This window comes from Niastella soli (genome assembly GCF_017742245.1).
GTDB classification, from domain to species: Bacteria; Bacteroidota; Bacteroidia; order Chitinophagales; family Chitinophagaceae; genus Niastella; species Niastella soli.
Genome location: NZ_JAGHKO010000010.1, coordinates 251,711 through 269,710, shown reverse-complemented (window position 1 = coordinate 269,710; position 18,000 = coordinate 251,711). Strand labels below are relative to the sequence as shown.

At 44.5% G+C, this 18,000-nt stretch carries 15 protein-coding genes and 1 other RNA gene; 11 read left to right on the top strand and 5 right to left on the bottom strand.

The window, feature by feature from the left end; translation table 11 throughout:
- Nucleotides 1–3: 3 nt before the first annotated feature.
- From J7I42_RS25410 to J7I42_RS25380, 7 genes are all read left to right on the top strand, one after another.
- On the top strand, nucleotides 4–375 hold the full coding sequence (locus J7I42_RS25410) for a four helix bundle protein (protein ID WP_209141694.1): 372 nt from the start codon (nucleotides 4–6) through the stop codon (nucleotides 373–375).
- Between the two features lie 74 nt (nucleotides 376–449).
- Entirely contained in the window at nucleotides 450–1,415 is a 966-nt protein-coding gene (locus J7I42_RS25405) for a polyprenyl synthetase family protein (protein WP_209141693.1), read from the top strand.
- 238 nt (nucleotides 1,416–1,653) lie between these two features.
- Complete coding sequence (locus tag J7I42_RS25400; protein ID WP_209141692.1) at nucleotides 1,654–3,426, top strand: APC family permease; 1,773 nt, start codon at nucleotides 1,654–1,656, stop codon at nucleotides 3,424–3,426.
- On the top strand, nucleotides 3,389–4,063 hold the full coding sequence (locus tag J7I42_RS25395; protein WP_209141691.1) for an HD domain-containing protein: 675 nt from the start codon (nucleotides 3,389–3,391) through the stop codon (nucleotides 4,061–4,063). The genes J7I42_RS25400 and J7I42_RS25395 overlap by 38 nt, the downstream gene beginning before the upstream one ends.
- Nucleotides 4,064–4,285: 222 nt before the next feature.
- Nucleotides 4,286–5,317: a Smr/MutS family protein gene (locus J7I42_RS25390; protein WP_209141690.1), complete on the top strand. Its 1,032-nt coding sequence runs from the start codon at nucleotides 4,286–4,288 to the stop codon at nucleotides 5,315–5,317.
- Nucleotides 5,318–5,332: 15 nt separating this feature from the next.
- Nucleotides 5,333–5,804, top strand: an RNA gene (gene rnpB / locus J7I42_RS25385) — RNase P RNA component class A.
- A 436-nt stretch (nucleotides 5,805–6,240) separates the two neighbouring features.
- On the top strand, nucleotides 6,241–6,651 hold the full coding sequence (locus tag J7I42_RS25380; RefSeq protein WP_209141689.1) for an OB-fold protein: 411 nt from the start codon (nucleotides 6,241–6,243) through the stop codon (nucleotides 6,649–6,651).
- Nucleotides 6,652–6,831: 180 nt separating this feature from the next.
- Here the strand turns inward: J7I42_RS25380 and J7I42_RS25375 are convergent, their stop codons facing one another.
- Nucleotides 6,832–7,419 carry a porin family protein gene (locus tag J7I42_RS25375; RefSeq protein ID WP_209141688.1) on the bottom strand — a complete coding sequence of 196 codons (588 nt, stop codon included), beginning with the start codon at nucleotides 7,417–7,419 and terminating at the stop codon, nucleotides 6,832–6,834.
- A 197-nt stretch (nucleotides 7,420–7,616) separates the two neighbouring features.
- Complete coding sequence (locus J7I42_RS25370) at nucleotides 7,617–8,084, bottom strand: hypothetical protein (RefSeq protein WP_209141687.1); 468 nt, start codon at nucleotides 8,082–8,084, stop codon at nucleotides 7,617–7,619.
- A gap of 516 nt (nucleotides 8,085–8,600) precedes the next feature.
- Here J7I42_RS25370 and J7I42_RS25365 point away from each other — a divergent pair.
- Nucleotides 8,601–10,178 carry a sodium:solute symporter gene (locus tag J7I42_RS25365; RefSeq protein ID WP_209141686.1) on the top strand — a complete coding sequence of 526 codons (1,578 nt, stop codon included), beginning with the start codon at nucleotides 8,601–8,603 and terminating at the stop codon, nucleotides 10,176–10,178.
- Nucleotides 10,179–10,324: 146 nt separating this feature from the next.
- Complete coding sequence (locus J7I42_RS25360; protein WP_209141685.1) at nucleotides 10,325–11,293, top strand: dihydrodipicolinate synthase family protein; 969 nt, start codon at nucleotides 10,325–10,327, stop codon at nucleotides 11,291–11,293.
- 311 nt (nucleotides 11,294–11,604) lie between these two features.
- On the opposite strand, the gene J7I42_RS25355 is transcribed toward J7I42_RS25360, so the two are convergent.
- Nucleotides 11,605–11,997 (bottom strand): hypothetical protein, encoded by a 393-nt coding sequence (locus tag J7I42_RS25355; protein ID WP_209141684.1) that lies wholly within the window; start codon nucleotides 11,995–11,997, stop codon nucleotides 11,605–11,607.
- A 213-nt stretch (nucleotides 11,998–12,210) separates the two neighbouring features.
- Here J7I42_RS25355 and J7I42_RS25350 point away from each other — a divergent pair, with 213 nt between their 5' ends.
- Complete coding sequence (locus J7I42_RS25350; RefSeq protein WP_209141683.1) at nucleotides 12,211–12,639, top strand: hypothetical protein; 429 nt, start codon at nucleotides 12,211–12,213, stop codon at nucleotides 12,637–12,639.
- 298 nt (nucleotides 12,640–12,937) lie between these two features.
- Here J7I42_RS25350 and J7I42_RS25345 read toward each other — a convergent pair whose 3' ends face one another.
- Nucleotides 12,938–13,486 (bottom strand): nuclear transport factor 2-like protein, encoded by a 549-nt coding sequence (locus tag J7I42_RS25345; RefSeq protein WP_209141682.1) that lies wholly within the window; start codon nucleotides 13,484–13,486, stop codon nucleotides 12,938–12,940.
- A gap of 277 nt (nucleotides 13,487–13,763) precedes the next feature.
- On the opposite strand from J7I42_RS25345, the gene J7I42_RS25340 reads away from it, so the two are divergent.
- Nucleotides 13,764–14,399, top strand: coding sequence for a hypothetical protein (locus J7I42_RS25340; RefSeq protein WP_209141681.1), 636 nt, complete (start codon nucleotides 13,764–13,766; stop codon nucleotides 14,397–14,399).
- A 408-nt stretch (nucleotides 14,400–14,807) separates the two neighbouring features.
- Here the strand turns inward: J7I42_RS25340 and gcvP are convergent, their stop codons facing one another.
- Nucleotides 14,808–17,738 carry an aminomethyl-transferring glycine dehydrogenase gene (gene gcvP / locus J7I42_RS25335; protein ID WP_209141680.1) on the bottom strand — a complete coding sequence of 977 codons (2,931 nt, stop codon included), beginning with the start codon at nucleotides 17,736–17,738 and terminating at the stop codon, nucleotides 14,808–14,810.
- Nucleotides 17,739–18,000: the final 262 nt, after the last annotated feature.

The following is an 18,000-nucleotide window of genomic DNA, read 5'->3' as shown; positions in this document are numbered from 1 at the left end:
TCTATGGCAATAAAAACATTTTTGGATTTAGAAGTATATCAGCTGGCGCATAAATTTGCAATGGTGATATTTGAATTGACTAAATCCTTTCCGTACGAAGAAAGATTTTCATTGACAGATCAAATTAGACGATCTCCCAGGTCAATTGCGGTTAATACCGCGGAAGGTTGGGGAAAACGGGTTTATGTGGGGAATTTTAAACGTCATTTAGTTGACGGAATTAGATCGTTGGAAGAGTCAAAGTCATGGCTTCTTTTCGCCAAAGACTGTAATTATATTACAATTGACATTTATAAAAAATTGCTATCTGAAGCAGAAGTATTAGGATCGAAACTTCAACGTTTACACGATAACTGGCAAGACTTCAATTCGTAGTAATCGTACTTCATACATCCTACATCCTACTTCTTACTTCATTTTATAAACCGTATTCTACTATTTAAAAGCATATGCAGAGTTTCGAAAGCCTTTCTAAACAATTTACCAACTATTTCAACGTAAGACACTTTCCGAAAGAGCCCGCTACATTATACGACGCTGATGAATATTTTTTAAGCCTGGGTGGCAAACGCGTACGCCCGGTGATGTGTTTAATGGGCAATGAATTGTTTGATGAGATCAGCAAAGATGCATGGCCAGTGGCTGCAGCCATAGAGCTGTTTCACAACTTCACACTCATTCACGACGATATTATGGACAAGGCGCCCCTGCGCCGCAATCAGCCAACAGTCCATGCTAAATATGGCGAATCTACTGCCTTGCTTTCAGGCGATGTGATGCTTATTGTAGCGTATGATTACCTGAACAAAGTAAGCACCGATTACCTGCACAAGATCATTCAACTGTTTAACAAAACAGCCAAAGAAGTTTGCGAAGGACAGCAACTGGATATGGATTTTGAAAAACAGGAAGTGGTGAAAATGGATGAGTACATCCGCATGATTGAATTAAAGACCTCCGTTTTACTGGCTGCCAGTCTGCGAATGGGCGCTATTTTAGGTGGGGCCGGACAACACAACCAGGAACACATCTACGCTTTTGGCCGCAACCTGGGTATTGCGTTTCAGATACAGGACGATTACCTGGATGCCTATGGCGATCCCGCAAAGTTTGGTAAACAACCGGGCGGCGATATTATGGCCAATAAAAAGACCTTCTTAATGATCAAGGCATTGGAATCGGCAAATGCTGCACAATTAAAGGAGTTGAAACGACTGATGCAGGAAAACCCTGAAGATAAAGTCGCCCGCGTATTATCGGTTTTTGATGATTGTGGGGTGAACAAATGGGCAGCCGGTCTTAAGGAAAAATACATGACCGAAGCCTTTGAGCACCTGGAAGAAATGGCCGTGGTGTCGGGTAGAAAAGAACCGTTAATGGAGTTAGCGCATTTTCTGGTACAAAGGGAACACTAGCATGTTGAATTAGGAAGTAGGAAGTAGGATGTAGGATGTTTCCGCTATTCATAGCTTATAATTAAGTTCACCTTCCTGATTGATAACAACCCAAATAGGGGAACGAAGAATAGGTATGAAATATAACTTTCGAACTTTTCTTACTTCTTACCTCGTACTTCAGATCCTTCATATAACCAATAAATATACTAACAAGCATTAGGTATTTTTAGTAATTTCCCCGTTTAAATAACCCATCATGTCAAACTCATTGTTTCGCACAAAAAAAATTGAATCGATTTTAAAAGAAGGAGGCGATGATGGGCATGGATCTTCAGGCTTAAAACGGGTATTGACGGTACGGGACCTTACCTTTTTTGGCATTGCAGCCATTATTGGGGCAGGAAGTTTCAGCAGTTTGGGGGATGCTTGTTTTAAAGGTGGTCCCGGAGTGGTAGTATTGTTTATTATCTGCGGTATTGCCTGCGCGTTTACTGCTTTTTGTTATTCAGAATTTGCCAGCCGTATTCCGGTAGCCGGAAGCGCCTATACATACGCATATGCCTCCTTTGGCGAGTTATTTGCCTGGATCATTGGGTGGGCATTGATCATGGAATATTCCATCGGCAATATTTATGTGGCATTCTCCTGGAGCGATTATTTTACCTCCTTTCTACATAAGGTGGATATACATATGCCTGATTACCTCACCTGCAGTTACCAGGAAGCAAAAAAGGCATTTCTTAACTATAGTTCACAAACCGGCGCCGAACAATTGGAGTTTATGAAGAACCAGGCCAATGCAGAATTGTTGAATGCCTGGAACAATCCGCCGAGGTTAGGTTCCCTGAAGATCATTTTTGATTTGCCTGCGCTGATCATCAATGTACTGATCACAGCGTTGGTGTATGTAGGTATAAAAGAATCGAGGAATTTCAGCAACGCCATGGTGATACTGAAACTGGCGGTAGTAGCCCTGGTGATCATTGTGGGTGCATATTATATTGATCCTGCCAATTGGCTGCCTGTAAATGATGCAGGCACAAAAGCATTTATGCCAAACGGTTTTGGGGGTGTAATGGCTGCCGTATCAGGGGTATTCTTTGCCTATATTGGTTTTGATGCGGTAAGTGTACTGGCTGAAGAAAGTAAAAATCCCCAGCGCGATCTGCCAAGGGGTATGACCTATTCACTGGTGATCTGTACGGTTGTGTATATCTTACTGGCGCTTGTGTTGACGGGTGTTGTAAACTACAAACAATTTGAAAACGTGGGCGACCCGCTTGCCAAGATCTTTGAAGTGAAGCACGTAGGCTGGATGCAATTGCTGGTTTCTGTATGCGCCGTAATAGCCATGACCAGTGTGTTGCTGGTGTTTCAGATGGGGCAGCCTCGCATCTGGATGAGCATGAGCCGCGACGGTTTATTACCACCTGTGTTTCAAAAAATTCATAAGAAATACAAAACGCCTTCTTTTGCCACTATTCTTACCGGTATGGTGGTGGGTGTTCCTATTTTATTTACCGATAAAACATTTGTACTGGATTTTACCAGCATCGCCACCTTGTTTGCGTTTGTACTGGTGTGCGGTGGTGTGCTGTTAATACCCCGGAAAGAAAAAGTAGCTGGCCGGTTTAATATGCCGCATATCAATGCGCAATTTATTTTCCCGCTGTTGATACTGGCAGCCCTTATCATTCTGGGTGTGTGGGCCCCCAATTATTTTTCCGACATGTTCAATTTCGATTTTTCAGGCGATGCGGATTATGCAGCGAACAAAGTAAGTTTTATGGACCTGGCCATTCCCAAGATCTCACTAATCATTTTCTGGTTGTCTGCCATTGTGCTGGGGATAGTTACCCTGGTTAAAAAATATTCCTTAATTCCCCTGATGGGTGTAACTACCTGTTTGTACCTGCTTACCGGTATGACCAAAAGCAACTGGGCCTGGTTCTTAGGCTGGTTGTTGCTGGGGCTGATCATTTATATTTTTTATGGTTATAAAAAGAGCAGACTCGCCAACGCAGGATAGTATTCGTGCGGTGTGGGAGCAACTGGCTGGCAGGTATTGCAGCGACCTTTCATTGATTGACCAGTTTTTTAACGAGATAGCAAAAAAGTATACCACTACCAGCAGGCATTACCATAATCTGCAACATATACAGGCGTTATTGGCCTTTTGCGAAAGCTATTACGGCCAATTGAAGGATGCGGACGTAGTGGCCTTTGCGGTATTTTACCATGATATCATATACAATGTGCTGCGAAAAGATAATGAACCCCGTAGCGCCCAGGTGGCAGTGAAACGATTACAGGCGTTAGCGGTCCCAGCCGAAAAAATAGAACAGGTTAAATTATATATTGAAGCCACCCAAACGCATGCGATTACTGCGGCTGTTACCCATTTTGCCGATCTGCAATTATTTCTCGATTTTGATATGTCTGTACTGGGGGCCGAATGGGAAAAGTATGAAGCTTATACCCACCAGGTTCGGCGCGAATACCGCATTTACCCCGATAAATTGTATTACCCCGGCCGGAAACAGTTTTTACAGCACTGTCTGCAAACTGAATACATTTTTCAAACCCCCTTTTTTCGTGAGCGGTATGAGGCTAAGGCCAGGGAAAATATGGCGCGCGAGCTGGAGGTAATGAGCGAAAGGCAATAGGCAATGGGGAACGGGCAATAGGCAATGCCCGCCCCACTGAACGTCGATCGGGCGGGGCAATAGGCGTTTTCTCCCCTCGGAGAGCCAGTCCCGCTTTGCGGGAGGTTGGGGGTGGGTTTGCCCGTTCAGGTAATCTGGAATCCGGAACATGGAACATAGAACTAGAACTCTTCGTACCTTTGCATCCTTATATATAAAAAAGCACCAATTAAATTATTACCCATGAAATTTGAGGTTGGCGATAAGGTTGTGGTGAATAAAACGAATGAGGAAGGGGAAGTGATCGAAATCATTAACGACAAAATGGTAATGGTTGAGGTACGGGGCGTAAAATTTCCCGCCTACGTAGATCAGCTGGATTTTCCATATTTCAAACGTTTTACCGAACAGAAGCTATTTTCCCCAAAGAAGGAGAAAAAGTTCATTGATGATGTACCACGCGAAAAGAAAAAGATCACCCAGCGGGTGGTAGATGGGGTATGGCTCACCTTTATTCCCATAAGCGTGAATGATGAATTTGGCGATGACATTGTAACCGAATTAAAAGTTCACCTGGTAAACAGGACCGAGCTGGATTATAAATTCACCTATAAACTGACTTATGGAGGGAATGAGGATTTTGAGCTGGTAAATTCGATCCGGGCGTTTGAAGATTTTTACCTGCACGATGTGCCGTTCGAAAACCTGAATGACAATCCGGCTTTTGGTTTTGAGTTTTCATTGGTTACGCCTCTTAAGCTAAAGGCCGATTATTTTGAGCATACCTTGAAGCTGAAGCCCAAACAGGTATTCACGCGTATTGAGGAAGTGCGGAAGAAAGGGGAAGCTACGTTCTCTTATAAATTGTTCGAAGAATACCCGCCGCGCCCGTACGAAGAAGAAAAATCAACAGGGCTCGATCTGGGAAGCCTGGCAAAAGCAGGGTTTAAGATCTATGATGCCAGCAAGGTCCGTCAAAACCTGGAGGCTGCAAAATCAGAGCTCGACCTGCATATAGAAGCGCTTACGCCTGCCTGGGAATCGATGAGCAACCTGGAGATCCTGGACCTTCAGTTAAAGACTTTTGAAAAGTATTTCGATCTGGCAGTAGTGCACCACCTTCCCTGGATGATCGTTATTCACGGTGTGGGAACTGGCAAGTTGCGCGATGAAATTCATGAAATACTTAAGCTGCGTAAAGAGGTGAAAAGCTTTACCAACCGTTACCATCCGGCATATGGATATGGCGCTACGGAAATATATTTTGGGTATTAATTACCTTCGCATTTAACTACAAACCGGGCTATCGCGCTTCCCCCGGCTTAGCCGGGGGGAGTGAGGAAAGTCTGGACAGCATAGGGCAATGTACCGGTGAACAGCCGGGTCTTTTTCGACTGGCTTGCCAGGAGGAAGGGAACAGACAGTGCCACAGAAAATTACAGCTTTCATCCCGACCCTGGTCGGGACTAGTCCCGACTTAGGTCGGGAGAGTGATGGTGAAAACGTGGGGTAAGAGCCCACGGCTCTGACAGGTGACTGCCGGGGCGGGTAAACCTTGCATGCTGAAATGCCATGTATACCAGCGTTGAAGGGCGGCTCGTCCGATTTCTCCTGTCTCGGCTGAGCCGAGACGGGAGGATACGTTGGGTGGGTAGGCAGAATGATCCGGTCAGTAATGGCCGGGCAAGATAAATGATAGCCTCCCGATCTCGGCCTGGCCTCGATCGGGATACAAAATCCGGCTTACAGGTTTGTAGTTATTTTTATTCTGATAATTCTTTACTATAATGCTCCGGTTTAAAGTCAGCACACGCTGTAACCAGTTTATGAAGTAGGATGTAAGAAGTAGGAGGTATGAATTTCGGGATTTTCTTACTTCTTACTTCCTACTTCTTATTTCCTACATCCTACTGCTGACTTTTCCCCATTCGTAATGTTTTACTTATTGATAACTACACCTGTATATATAAGTAGCCCCCGGCCAGATAAATCAGGCACCATTTTTGAAATTTTCTAACCGCTTCCATTACAACGCACGTGCTGCGTATTCGTTCAAAAATTACTTTGTTACCTTATCCAACATATATGGCCTGAAGATCTTTACGGCCATCATCAAACGTTTTTTATTTCCAAACCTTTGTAATTCCTCCCCTTTACGGCAAATCGTAGGGCCTGATTTGTAACCATAAATTCGCCTTATGAGGAACATTGTATTCACGCTGGGATGCGCATTTGTAGCATTTCTTGCGGGTGTGTTAGTTTACCTGTATAATCAACCACAACGCCCGCTTGTCTCCGAAACAGGTATTCCCGTTACTGCCATTGAATTATATGCTCAATTCTCTTCCGATCATTTGCAAGCCAACCAGGTTTATTTAAATAAAGTATTGGAAGTAAGCGGTCAGGTGCTTGCCATAAAAAATACGCCTTATGCGGCAAGGATCGTTGTGTTGAACACGGGTGATCCCATGTATGGTATTGCCTGTACATTAAACAAACTGCAATCAAAAAACAGGTTGGTAAAGCCTGGCGAAAAGATAATCATCAAAGGTATCTGCAGCGGCTATGTAAGTAATGTAATGCTTACAAATAGCAGTCTTGTCAATTAAATTCAAAGTCTTGTTGTCCGTACCCAAAAATGCCAGTGCAAAAGGAGGGCGTCACATGAGAGGAGGCGACCCGCCTTTGCCTGGCAACTATTGCGAATGTGCTATTGAAAAAAGCCATGGCTAAATAATGGCGCATGTTCATGTCAGATCTCATTAATACATCAGCGCATTATCATAGTATCACTTTATGCGTACGGCTATGCCAATTTGTATATGGCTGGATTTCCATTCGTAGCGGTCATCAACATTGTTGATATCGGTAAGCCCTTTAACGTAGCGGGCATAAAAACCAACTTTATCAAGGTTTACCTGCACGCCTGCATTGACACTTAATTCGGTTTTATCAAATGCTTTCCGGCCCTCTTTTAACAGGTCTTCATCTTCATATATCAAATAACCGAATTGAGGTCCGGCCGTAACACTGATCACTTTATTAACGTTATAACGCGCCAGTACAGGTACGCTTATATATGCCAGGTTGATCTTGTCACTGGCAGCGCTTCGGCCCGTGTTGTTGTAATACGTTAAGAAATCGCTTCCCTTTTTATAAGGGTTCCAGGTGTATAACAACTCTGGTTGAATGGCCCAGTGTTTTGAGAAATTGAGTGTTGTAAAACCTCCGATCTGAAAGCCCGCTGAATATTTGTCATTAACACCCTCGCCTTTAAGGGAAGAATAGTTCAGATCTGCTTTGATCCCAAAGTGAACGCCTTGTGCGTTGGCTACAAAAGTTAACAACAGGGCGGCGCATACCAATGTATATTTCATCTTAATACGGAATTTGTTTAAAGGGCTTCAAATGTATCTACCAGTTGGTTTTGATAAAAGTTATAATCTATCAATTGCCGAAAATAATAGACAAAAAACCCAATTGTTCCGATAGTAACAATAATTAACCGGTCGGTTAACGAGTAATTAACTTATGTAGAGGCGAAAAAAATCCCGACGTACTGTCGGGATGTTGGTCACATGTTTTCAGTGTTGCCTGAGTTGAAATTATGTCGTCGCAGGGGCTTCATATAATAGTCTTTCTGAGCCTTTGCTATATCCTTGTCTCTTTCTGCTTCCAGTTCATGGATCAATTGTTTCCGCTCCTTTCTTTTTAAACTTTTATCATGTTTTACCAGGTCTATCCGCTCATTGTAGTCATCCTTTATAGCCTGGATCTGCAGATCAAGTTTTGATGGCCGGGCATAATGATTCCCGCCATTAAAATTAAACCCGAAACCTATGGGTGGGTAGGCAAAATAGGGCGGAGGGCCATAGTAAGGATAAGCCGGGAAATAAGGGCCAACGCCAAACCCAATGCCTATGGAAACATGTGGTGGCGGCGGAGGGGGGAAATAATAGCGACCGCCGTGGTAATGTACTTGTGCTGTAACGCCGGTTGCCAGCAACAGCAATGAACCCGGGATCAGTAGTAGCTTTTTCATAGATCTACCATTTATAAATGCTACTAAAAGTTACGATAAAAAAACGGATGCGGTTGGGAAAGGGCTGTTTTTTCTTCCGGGTTGGATTTTTCACCGTTGAAGGAATGTAGTTTTTCGACAGGAACTTTGTCAGTTGCCCCTTTTTTAACTCACTTGTATAACGTTATACAGAAAACGAAAAGGAAAGACCGGCGTTTTTGACGAAAGCGTAGTTTTTTTGTGCAAGCGTAATTTAAAGGAAAGCTGTTAAATGAAGGGCGCATACAGGTACTGAAAATTAAAAACCCATTAAAGCCAATTTAGGGGAAATTGATAGTGCACGGGTGTTTGTGCAGGGCTTGTACCATTATAGTCAAAAAACTCGTCTTCGGCAGTAGGCACACGCGTACGCTTGCGCCAGATAGAGAGAAAATTGACTCTCAATTGTCTGTTGTCTTTCATACACTTATTTTTTCAGTCGTATTGGTTCCTGCCGATTTATTTATACATTTACCTCAAGGGATAGATTGCTTGTTTATGAATCATTTACCAACGGTCGATTTAACGATAATAATCCTGTACTTCGCCGCTATGATCGCGGTGGGGATATTCCTGAGCAGAAAGAATAAGGGATCAGAACAGTATACCGTTGCTTCCGGCGCCATACCGGGCTGGGCGCTGGGCATGTCGTTTTATGCTACTTTTTTGAGCGCCATTACTTTTTTGGGTGATCCCGGTAAATCCTTTGGCGCCAACTGGAATTCTTTTGTTTTCAGTTTATCCATGCCTTTCGCCGCATTTATCGCTTCCCGGTTCTTTGTTCCATTTTACCGTAACAGTGAGGCAATCAGTGCCTATACGCACCTTGAAGAACGGTTTGGCGCCTGGGCGCGCACCTATGCCATGATCTGTTTTGTGTTGATACAGCTGGCACGGATGGGTACCATTTTTTATTCTATTGCCCTGACGCTGAAAGCCCTTACCGGTTATTCCATGCCGGCCATTATGATCACCACCGGTATTTGCATCATTCTATATACCATGATGGGTGGCATGAAAGCCGTTATCTGGACCGAAGTGGTGCAGGCCATTATTAAAACACTGGGCGCCTTGTTGATCCTGTATCTCATTGTTTCCCATCTAAATGGTGGATTTGATTATATTATTGAGACCGGAAAGGCGAACGACAAATTCAGCCTTGGCAGTTTCCGGGTGTCGGGGTTTTCCATGTCTACCTTTTGGGTGATCTTCCTGTATGGTTTTTTTATCAACCTGAATAATTTCGGCATCGATCAGAATTACATTCAGCGTTACCATACCGCGCGAAACAGTCGCGATGCCAGCCGTAGTATCTGGATGTGTGTGTTGTTTTATGTACCGGTGAGTATGCTGTTCTTTTTTATCGGCACTTCATTATTTGCCTATTACCATCAACATCCCGAACTCGTGCTGCCCTTGCAGCAACAGGTGGCGGCGGAAAAAAATATTGCGTTAAGTGCCCTTACTCCGGCCGATTACGGGGACCGGGTATTGCCTTATTTCATGCGCAATGAAGTACCGCGTGGTTTACTGGGTCTCATAATTGCAGCTATTCTTTCGGCGGCCATGAGCACCATGAGCAGTGGCATGAACAGTTCGGCCACCGTTTTTCTGAAAGATATTTACCTGCGGTACTTTAACAAGGATGCTTCGCCTAAAGCGCAGATGCGGGTATTGTATGCGGCCACAGGTGTAATGGGGGTGCTGGCCATTAGTTTCGGAATTGGCATGATAGGCGTTAAAAGCCTGCTGGATGCCTGGTGGAAACTGGCGGGTATTTTCTCGGGTGGCATTTTAGGGCTGTTTTTATTGGGTCTGCTGGCCCGTAGGGCGAAAAATATTGAGGCGGTCATTGCCGTGATCATAGGCGTGCTGGTGATCCTCTGGATCACTTTTTCGCGCCAGTTACCTGATAATTATGCCTGGCTGCGCACCAACCTGCACGCCAATATGACCATTGTTATAGGCACCCTGACCATATTTTTAACCGGCAAGCTGCTGGCGGGACTGCGGTCCCGGTCCTTTGACTCCGCTCCGGACAGACCCGTTCAGGAATCCGGCGGAGACATAAAATAAGATTATACCCTCATTTTCAAGGGGCTGTCAAAGTGATATTAAATAATAGATTTTATAACATAATTGTCTACAGTACAATATTTAATTTTTTAATTTTAAAGGGCGGCAAAGCCTGCATTTTATCACAACAACCAAAAATAAACGGGATGGAAAAAAGATTTGTTCCGGTAATGATAACGCCGTTCAATCTGAAGGCAAAGATCGATTACGATATGGTGGAGCGGTTGGTAGATTTTTACCTGGCTGCCGGAGTGAGTGGTTTTTTTGCCAACTGCCTGAGCAGCGAAATGTACAGCATCAGTGAAGATGAGCGGCTTGAATTAACTGCTCACATTGTGCGGTATGTGAATGGCAGGGTCCCTGTGGTGGCTACCGGTTCATTCGGGCTTACCATTGAAGACAAAGCCGAATTCAGTAAAAAGATCTATGATACCGGTATTGATGCCGTAGTATTGATCACCGGGCATTATGCCAATGTGGATGATAATGATGAGGTGTTATTGAAGCGGTTTGATAAAATGTTCTCCTTAACGCCAAACATTCCCATGGGTACTTATGAGTGCCCGGCTCCTTATAAACGTATTTTATCGGCCGATGTGTTTAAGACCCTGTTACAAACAGGCCGGTTAAAATACCATAAGGATACCAGCATAGATCTGGAAAAAGTAAAAGAAAAACTGCAGATAGCCAATGTGCCGGGCTTCGACTTTTTTGATGCCCATACGCCAAATGCCATGTACAGTTTGCAAATGGGTGCCCGCGGTATGTCCTCTATAAGCGGTAATTTTTATCCCGAAGCACTGGTATGGATGTGTAATAACGCCAATGACCCTGCTAAACAGGCGGATGTTCAATGGCTGCAAAGTGAACTGACGCGGGTTGATCCGCTTATTCACCAGGCATATCCCATGAGTGCCAAATACTTCCTGCAACTACGCGGTTTACCGGTGCGTACCATTAGCCGGGCATATGTGCAGGAACTTACACCCGATCAAAAAAATGTGCTCAAAGGAATATATGAGAGCTTTACGCAGTGGTGCAGCCGGTTGAATATAACGCCGGTAGATATCCGCTCGATCATGGAGCCAAGAATTTTACCAGATCCTGCTATTTAATAGTGAGTGGTGAGTTGTCAGTGGTCAGTTGTGAGTGGATGACCGATTTTCAAGCTCACTGATTAATCTCGGCCTCACAATATTTATAAAGATAATGCCCTTATAGAGAAGTTGCTTTCTCTATAAGGGCATTATTTTAAGCCATAGCGAGGTTTGAGGTTTGTAGCGAAGCTGCCCCTGAGAAACCACTCTCACAACTCACCACTCACAATAAAAAGCCCCACCTCCAGCGGCGGGGCATTTGTCCACATAACCTAAATAACCAATGCTTGCTTCCGGTTTGAAAGAAGTAGGATGCGACTTAGAAGGGGCTATCGCTTATAATAATCCTTCTTGGTCTGCAATATTTCATTATCCCTTTGATGTTTCAAGTCGTGTACAGCTTGCCGTCTTTGTTTACGGCTGAGGCTTTCGTCATGACGGGCTGACCAGATCTTATCCTTGTAATCGTTATTGATATCCTGTATTTCGAGGTCAAGTTTGGATGGCCTTGAATTACGATAATATCCCGGTCCTGGAGGATAAGCATACCATGGATTATACCAGTAAGGTGCATAAGGGTAATATCCATATCCATAGCCAGCACCCAATCCTACACCGACAGAAACATGGGTCCTTGGGTGCGGTGCAACACGCACCACTTTTTGGGCCGACGCACTAAGTGTTAAGCCCAACGCACAGATTACTATTAATGCCGTTTTCATCTTTCTTGATTTTAAATTCACTTAATAGACTTCAAAAAGTACGCTAGGTATAACGCCCAAAAAAAACGATAACTTTTCAATAACAAAATGGCCCTTAACAAATTATGTTACCCATCAGGGAAACCTGAAGAGAATATTGACGTATATATCTTTTCTTTAATAAATTTGTGGGCGATTAGTAGTCTACCAGCTTAACATAATTTGGATTTTTTTATGAAAGATCAGCAGTTAAGTGGCACCTGGACAGGGGCGTATACCTATGGAAATGAATATGATGAGCCGCTAAAAGGAAAAAAAGTCACTTTTGAGATGGAACTTACAGTTGTAAATGGGATCATAAAAGGAATATGTACCGATTCCGAATCCGTTACTCAGTTTCAGGAACCTGCAACTATTGAAGGATCGTTAACTGACAATACGATCAAATTTGTAAAACGGTATCCGCATTACTGGCAGCATGAAAAGTCAGGCCCGCGCTTTCTGCCAAAATTACCTTCGCAGGAGATCAGTTATTCAGGACAGTTGGTTAGTAATGGGTTTGAAGGAAATTGGGAGATCATTACGGTGCTCGAAGACGCACACGGGAAAATGGTTACTTATAAGGGAGTTGGTGAGTGGGTTATGGGCAAGCTGAACAAATGAGTGCTACCAGCTTACCAAACGCAGCTGATAAGTGGCAACATAATGCTGTGAAAATGGTGAAGAGATAGTAGTCTAATGGTCTGGAGATTGCCTTGGAGGGGTCAAAGGGTGCTCTGGGGACGCTAGTCCGTATGACCACTCTTTGACCACCCTTAGACAACTCTTAGACCATTCCCAGACAACTCCCTGTAACTTTACCCACAACTTGTCTCGTCGTAGAATAGCTATACAGTTAGTTTTCTAACAAATTGACTTGATCCTTAATTATTAGTCTCTACAGTCGCGAGTCACTCACCACTCACTTCTTCTTTGCAGTAGCTGCCATGATAGGGGCGCGGTCAACATATTGGATGATCTCGTCTACCAGATTATCATTGTTATAATGCATATCGAGGTGGACCCAGAAAGTGAGGGATTGTTTGTTTTTATAGGTGGCGTGTACCTGGTGCCAGTTCAATAACCAGATGCCTTTTTGTTCTATGCTTTGTGGCTGATGTACATTCATCGGCAACCAGATCTCTTTACTTGTTACAATAGAATCAACTACGTTCATACGGCGGTCTTTCCAGTATTTAGTAACGGCCGCTTTCCCTGCAAGGCTATCACCCGAAGACCAGCGCAGGATCACATTATCGGCCATACCGCTGACCCAGCCATCGATATCCCCGCTGGCAAACTTTGCCAGGCTGGCCTTTCCCATATCGATATACTTTTGGTCGGCAAACTCTACCGGGCCAGGTGTTTTTGTTGTGTCACCGGCCATCGCTGTTTGGGTGGTTTTTTCAGGTTCATTTTTACACGCTGCTATTACCATCAGACAGATTGTTCCCCAAAGGATCTTTTTCATAAATGAATGCTTTATGGTTAATAAATGGGAGTAGATCTTTTTTGTAGAGCGGGATTGGTGTGGATTACCAGGATGCAGGTCAGGCTAAAGTAGGTATATTATTAAAGGTGGTCAAAAAAAATATACCATAAACTGCTTTAAAAGAACACTTTATGATTTGAATCATAAAAAATGGGGCTGGAATATACTAAAATAAACGATTAATAGCTTGCATCTGCGTTTTTTATTAATTATATTCACATACAACCAATTCGGAACCCTTTTAAATCCCAACCGTATGAACCTCCCAAAAAACCTCACGATTTACACCTGGGTTTTATTATCTGCCTGCGCTTCTGCAGATAAAACCAAGCTCCCCTCCATTGGTAATAATGTTGCTGTTAACGCTACTCCACCTGCTGATGAAGCATTTAAAAAACAACCGGCAGGGTCTATTCTTAATTTTTTAAGATGGTATCGTTCCAATGTGAAGGAGCTTAAAAAGAATGCGCTGGTGAAGCATTCTTCCAATCCCGATTCTGCTAAGTATTATGTTGTAGATGCCGAGGGTACCGAAAAATTCCTTGGCGCCTTACAACAAAGCGGGTTTGTTACTGATTCTTACATTAACAGATGGCGCGCTTATTTTAGAAAATGTAACGACAACCTTAGAAAAACACCAACAACCGAAGCTCCTGTGGAGGGGCTCGATTTTGACCTGGTAATGTTGTCGAAAGAGTATGAAGAAGACCTGAATGGCATTGAAAAGTCAACGGTTGAAAATGTGAAAGTGGCTGATGATAAGGGAAGTATTACCGTTGGTTTACCCACCACTGGCAGATTAAAGTACTGGATCGCCAAGCAGGATGGGAAGTGGCTGATTGAAGATATAAAAGATATGCGCAGTGCCCTTGACCAGGCGCAGAATGATTAATGTTCGCAGTTCGTATGCAATTAGAGCCGTTCCAACCCGGGGCGGCTTTTTTTTGTGACCAGGTCAAGTATTCAGCCGAGCCCCAAGGGGCCCTGGCAGGGAGCTTACCCGGACCTCACAGGGACTTTATCCCTGTGAGGTCCTTGTGAGGTCCCTGTTTGGTCCGGGTGAAATCCGGGGATCATCCTATACAAATCCCTAAAATCTGCCATAGTAATCCCATCAAAATCCCATTGCCTATGGCATTCGGATGGGATTCCGATGGCATTATGATCGGTGAAATGGCCTGTTTTAGTATATCTGGAGTGAATCTGACCAGGATTTGACAAGTATCTGTCTTGGGTGTAAATGAAAAGAGGGTGTCAAAATTATTTTTGACACCCTCTTTTTAACTAATATGTTGAAGGATTATGCTTCTGCTTCTACATAGGAACTAACGGGTTCGCAGGTACAGATCAGGTTCCTGTCGCCAAACGTGTTGTTTACTCTTGCCACACTTGGCCAGAATTTATTTTCACGAATGTAAGCTAATGGAAATGCTGCCTGTTCGCGGGTATAACCATGTTTCCAGTCAGAGCTGATAACCACGTGTTGTGTATGTGGTGCATTTTTCAATGCATTATCCTTTTTATCGGCTTTGCCTTCTTCAATAGCACGGATCTCTTCGCGAATGCTTAACATAGCATCGCAGAAGCGGTCCAGTTCGGCTTTGTCCTCGCTTTCGGTAGGCTCGATCATAATGGTGCCTGGTACCGGGAAACTGAGGGTAGGTGCGTGGAAGCCATAGTCCATTAAACGTTTGGCTACGTCTTCTGCTTCAATTTCAGCGCTTTTCTTGAATGGGCGCAGGTCAACTATAAATTCGTGCGCGCATTCGCCATTATGGTTGGTATACAGAATATCGTATTGTCCTTCCAAACGGGCACGCATATAATTTGCGTTCAGGATGGCGTATTCAGTGGCTTTGCGAACGCCTACGGCGCCCAGCATTCTGATATATGCATAACTGATGAGCAGGATTGATGCACTGCCATAAGGCGCTGCACTAACTGCATGATGGATAGGGGCAGAATTTTCAGCCACCAGCTGGCCATTGCCAATTGATGATTGCCGGTTGCCAAGTGACACGTGGCCGGGTAAGAACTTAGCCAGGTGTTCTTTTACGCAAATGGGGCCCATTCCAGGTCCGCCGCCACCGTGTGGAATAGCGAATGTTTTATGCAGGTTCAGGTGGCATACATCAGCGCCGATCAAACCAGGAGCGGTTAAACCTACCTGGGCGTTCATATTGGCACCATCCATATATACCTGTCCACCATGTTGGTGAATGATCTGGGTGATCTCTTTTACGGTTTCTTCATAAACGCCATAAGTACTGGGGTAGGTGATCATAATACCTGCCAGGTTCTGGCTATGTTGTGTTGCTTTTGCTTTCAGGTCTTCTACATCAATATAACCGTTCTCCAACGCTTTCACCACTACTACTTTCATTCCCACCATTACAGCACTTGCGGGGTTGGTGCCGTGGGCTGAAATAGGAATGAGCATTACATTACGGTGTGATTCATTACGGCTGGCGTGGTAAGCGCGGATCACTAATAATCCGGCGTATTCACCCTGGGCGCCGCTGTTGGGCTGCAGGCTGCAGGCGTCAAAGGCGGTAATATCGCAGAGGTAGCTGCTCAGCTCATCGGTGATCTGTTTGTAACCTTCGGTTTGATCGGCCGGTGCAAAGGGGTGCATTTTGCTCCAGTGCTGCCAGCTTAAAGGGATCATTTCACTGGCGGCGTTCAATTTCATGGTACAGCTGCCCAGTGAGATCATGGAGGTGTTCAGTGACAGGTCTTTGTTTTCGAGACGCTTGATGTACCGCATCATTTCCGTTTCACTGTGGTGAGTATTGAATACCGGGTGAGTGAGGAAATTGCTGGTACGCGTTAAGGCGTTGGGAATATTGTACAATACGGCATCTTCACTTACGCTAAAGCTGGCCACGCTGTGTCCGTTTGGCTGATCGAGAAGTAAGAGGATATCCAGTACTTCGCTAAGGGTAGTGGTTTCATCGAGTGAAATACCCACCAGGTTGTTGCCATAATAGCGGAAGTTGATCTGAGCGGCTTCTGCCTTTTGACGAACAGCTTCTGCATTCGGGGCTTTAAATACGATGGTATCGAAGAAATTCTTGTGCAACAGTTCATACCCTTCCGCTTCCAGTTCTTCGGCCAGGGCATTGGTCAGCACGGTCACTCTTTTAGCGATCTTTATCAAACCATCAGGGCCATGAAATACAGCATACATGGAAGCCATATTGGCCAGCAGGGCCTGGGCTGTACAAATGTTACTGGTGGCTTTTTCGCGTTTGATGTGCTGTTCACGGGTTTGCAATGCCATGCGCAGGGCGCGGTTGTTCTGGGCATCGATGCTCACTCCAATGATACGGCCTGGGATGTTACGTTTGAATTCGTCTTTGGCTGAGAAGAAAGCGGCGTGCGGGCCACCAAAACCCAATGGAACGCCAAAACGTTGGGCAGAACCAAAGGCTACGTCGGCTCCCAGTTCACCAGGTGGTGTTAACAGGGTGAGCGCCAGCAGGTCGGTAGCCATAGCTACATAGCCGCCTGTGTGGTGAACTTTATTGATAAAGTCGCGATAGTCTTCTATAGCGCCTTTGTCGTTTGGATACTGTACCAGTGCGCCGAAATAGGTTTCGTCAATGTTGGCAGTACGGTAATCGCCAAACACTATTTCAATGCCAACGGGCACCCCACGGGTTACCAGTACATCTTTTGTTTGGGGATAGGTATCGTTGTCAACAAAGAATTTGGGGCGTACGATGTGCTCATGGTCCTTGTTCAGGGAATTGAAGAACATCGTCATGGCTTCGGCTGCGGCAGTCGCCTCATCGAGCAGGGACGCGTTGGTAAGCGGTAAGGCGGTAAGATCGCTTACCATGGTTTGAAAATTCAACAGGCTTTCCAACCGGCCCTGTGAGATCTCGGCCTGGTAGGGTGTGTATTGGGTATACCAACCTGGGTTTTCGAAAATATTACGCAAAATAACGCTGGGCGTTATGGTGTCGTAATAACCCTGGCCGATATAGTTTTTGTATACTTTATTTTTTAACGAGATGTCTTTGATCAGTTGCAGGTATTCATACTCACTCATGGAAGGCGGAATGGGGAGCGATTCGTTCATTCGGATACCGGCTGGTACTGTTTTATCGATCAGTGCATCGAGGCTGGTTTCACCAATGACCTGCAGCATTTGGCGGGTTTCAGATTCAGTGGGTCCAATGTGTCGACGGATGAATTCAGTATTCTGTTGTTCAAAAAGATTCATATTCCCGTTTATGTTTGTAGTTTGTTGTTACTAAGATCTGGGGTGTTGCTTTTAATTAAGCCCGCAAAGTTAATATTAAACAGTCGAACTAACACCTGTTTGCGATAAAGGGTGGGGAAAATGTGCAAATGTGCCCCGGCCTGGATCGCAATAAAAAAACAGGACTGGGTTTAAATAGTTCAATGGGGTATCGTACAGCGCCTTACTATGGTTGGTGGTTTTTATTAATATGTTGATAATCAAACATTTCTTATCTTACTGT

Bases quoted from the DNA above. Each gene is read 5' to 3' on its own strand.
- J7I42_RS25405 (WP_209141693.1), top strand. From the start codon at position 450: ATGCAGAGTTTCGAAAGCCTTTCTAAACAATTTACCAACTATTTCAAC.
- J7I42_RS25390 (WP_209141690.1), top strand. From the start codon at position 4,286: ATGAAATTTGAGGTTGGCGATAAGGTTGTGGTGAATAAAACGAATGAG.
- J7I42_RS25410 (WP_209141694.1), top strand. From the start codon at position 4: ATGGCAATAAAAACATTTTTGGATTTAGAAGTATATCAGCTGGCGCAT.
- J7I42_RS25350 (WP_209141683.1), top strand. From the start codon at position 12,211: ATGAAAGATCAGCAGTTAAGTGGCACCTGGACAGGGGCGTATACCTAT.
- J7I42_RS25370 (WP_209141687.1), bottom strand. From the start codon at position 8,084: ATGAAAAAGCTACTACTGATCCCGGGTTCATTGCTGTTGCTGGCAACC.
- J7I42_RS25355 (WP_209141684.1), bottom strand. From the start codon at position 11,997: ATGAAAACGGCATTAATAGTAATCTGTGCGTTGGGCTTAACACTTAGT.
- J7I42_RS25340 (WP_209141681.1), top strand. From the start codon at position 13,764: ATGAACCTCCCAAAAAACCTCACGATTTACACCTGGGTTTTATTATCT.
- J7I42_RS25395 (WP_209141691.1), top strand. From the start codon at position 3,389: ATGGTTATAAAAAGAGCAGACTCGCCAACGCAGGATAGTATTCGTGCG.
- J7I42_RS25400 (WP_209141692.1), top strand. From the start codon at position 1,654: ATGTCAAACTCATTGTTTCGCACAAAAAAAATTGAATCGATTTTAAAA.
- J7I42_RS25380 (WP_209141689.1), top strand. From the start codon at position 6,241: ATGAGGAACATTGTATTCACGCTGGGATGCGCATTTGTAGCATTTCTT.
- gcvP (WP_209141680.1), bottom strand. From the start codon at position 17,738: ATGAATCTTTTTGAACAACAGAATACTGAATTCATCCGTCGACACATT.
- J7I42_RS25365 (WP_209141686.1), top strand. From the start codon at position 8,601: ATGAATCATTTACCAACGGTCGATTTAACGATAATAATCCTGTACTTC.
- J7I42_RS25345 (WP_209141682.1), bottom strand. From the start codon at position 13,486: ATGAAAAAGATCCTTTGGGGAACAATCTGTCTGATGGTAATAGCAGCG.
- J7I42_RS25375 (WP_209141688.1), bottom strand. From the start codon at position 7,419: ATGAAATATACATTGGTATGCGCCGCCCTGTTGTTAACTTTTGTAGCC.
- J7I42_RS25360 (WP_209141685.1), top strand. From the start codon at position 10,325: ATGGAAAAAAGATTTGTTCCGGTAATGATAACGCCGTTCAATCTGAAG.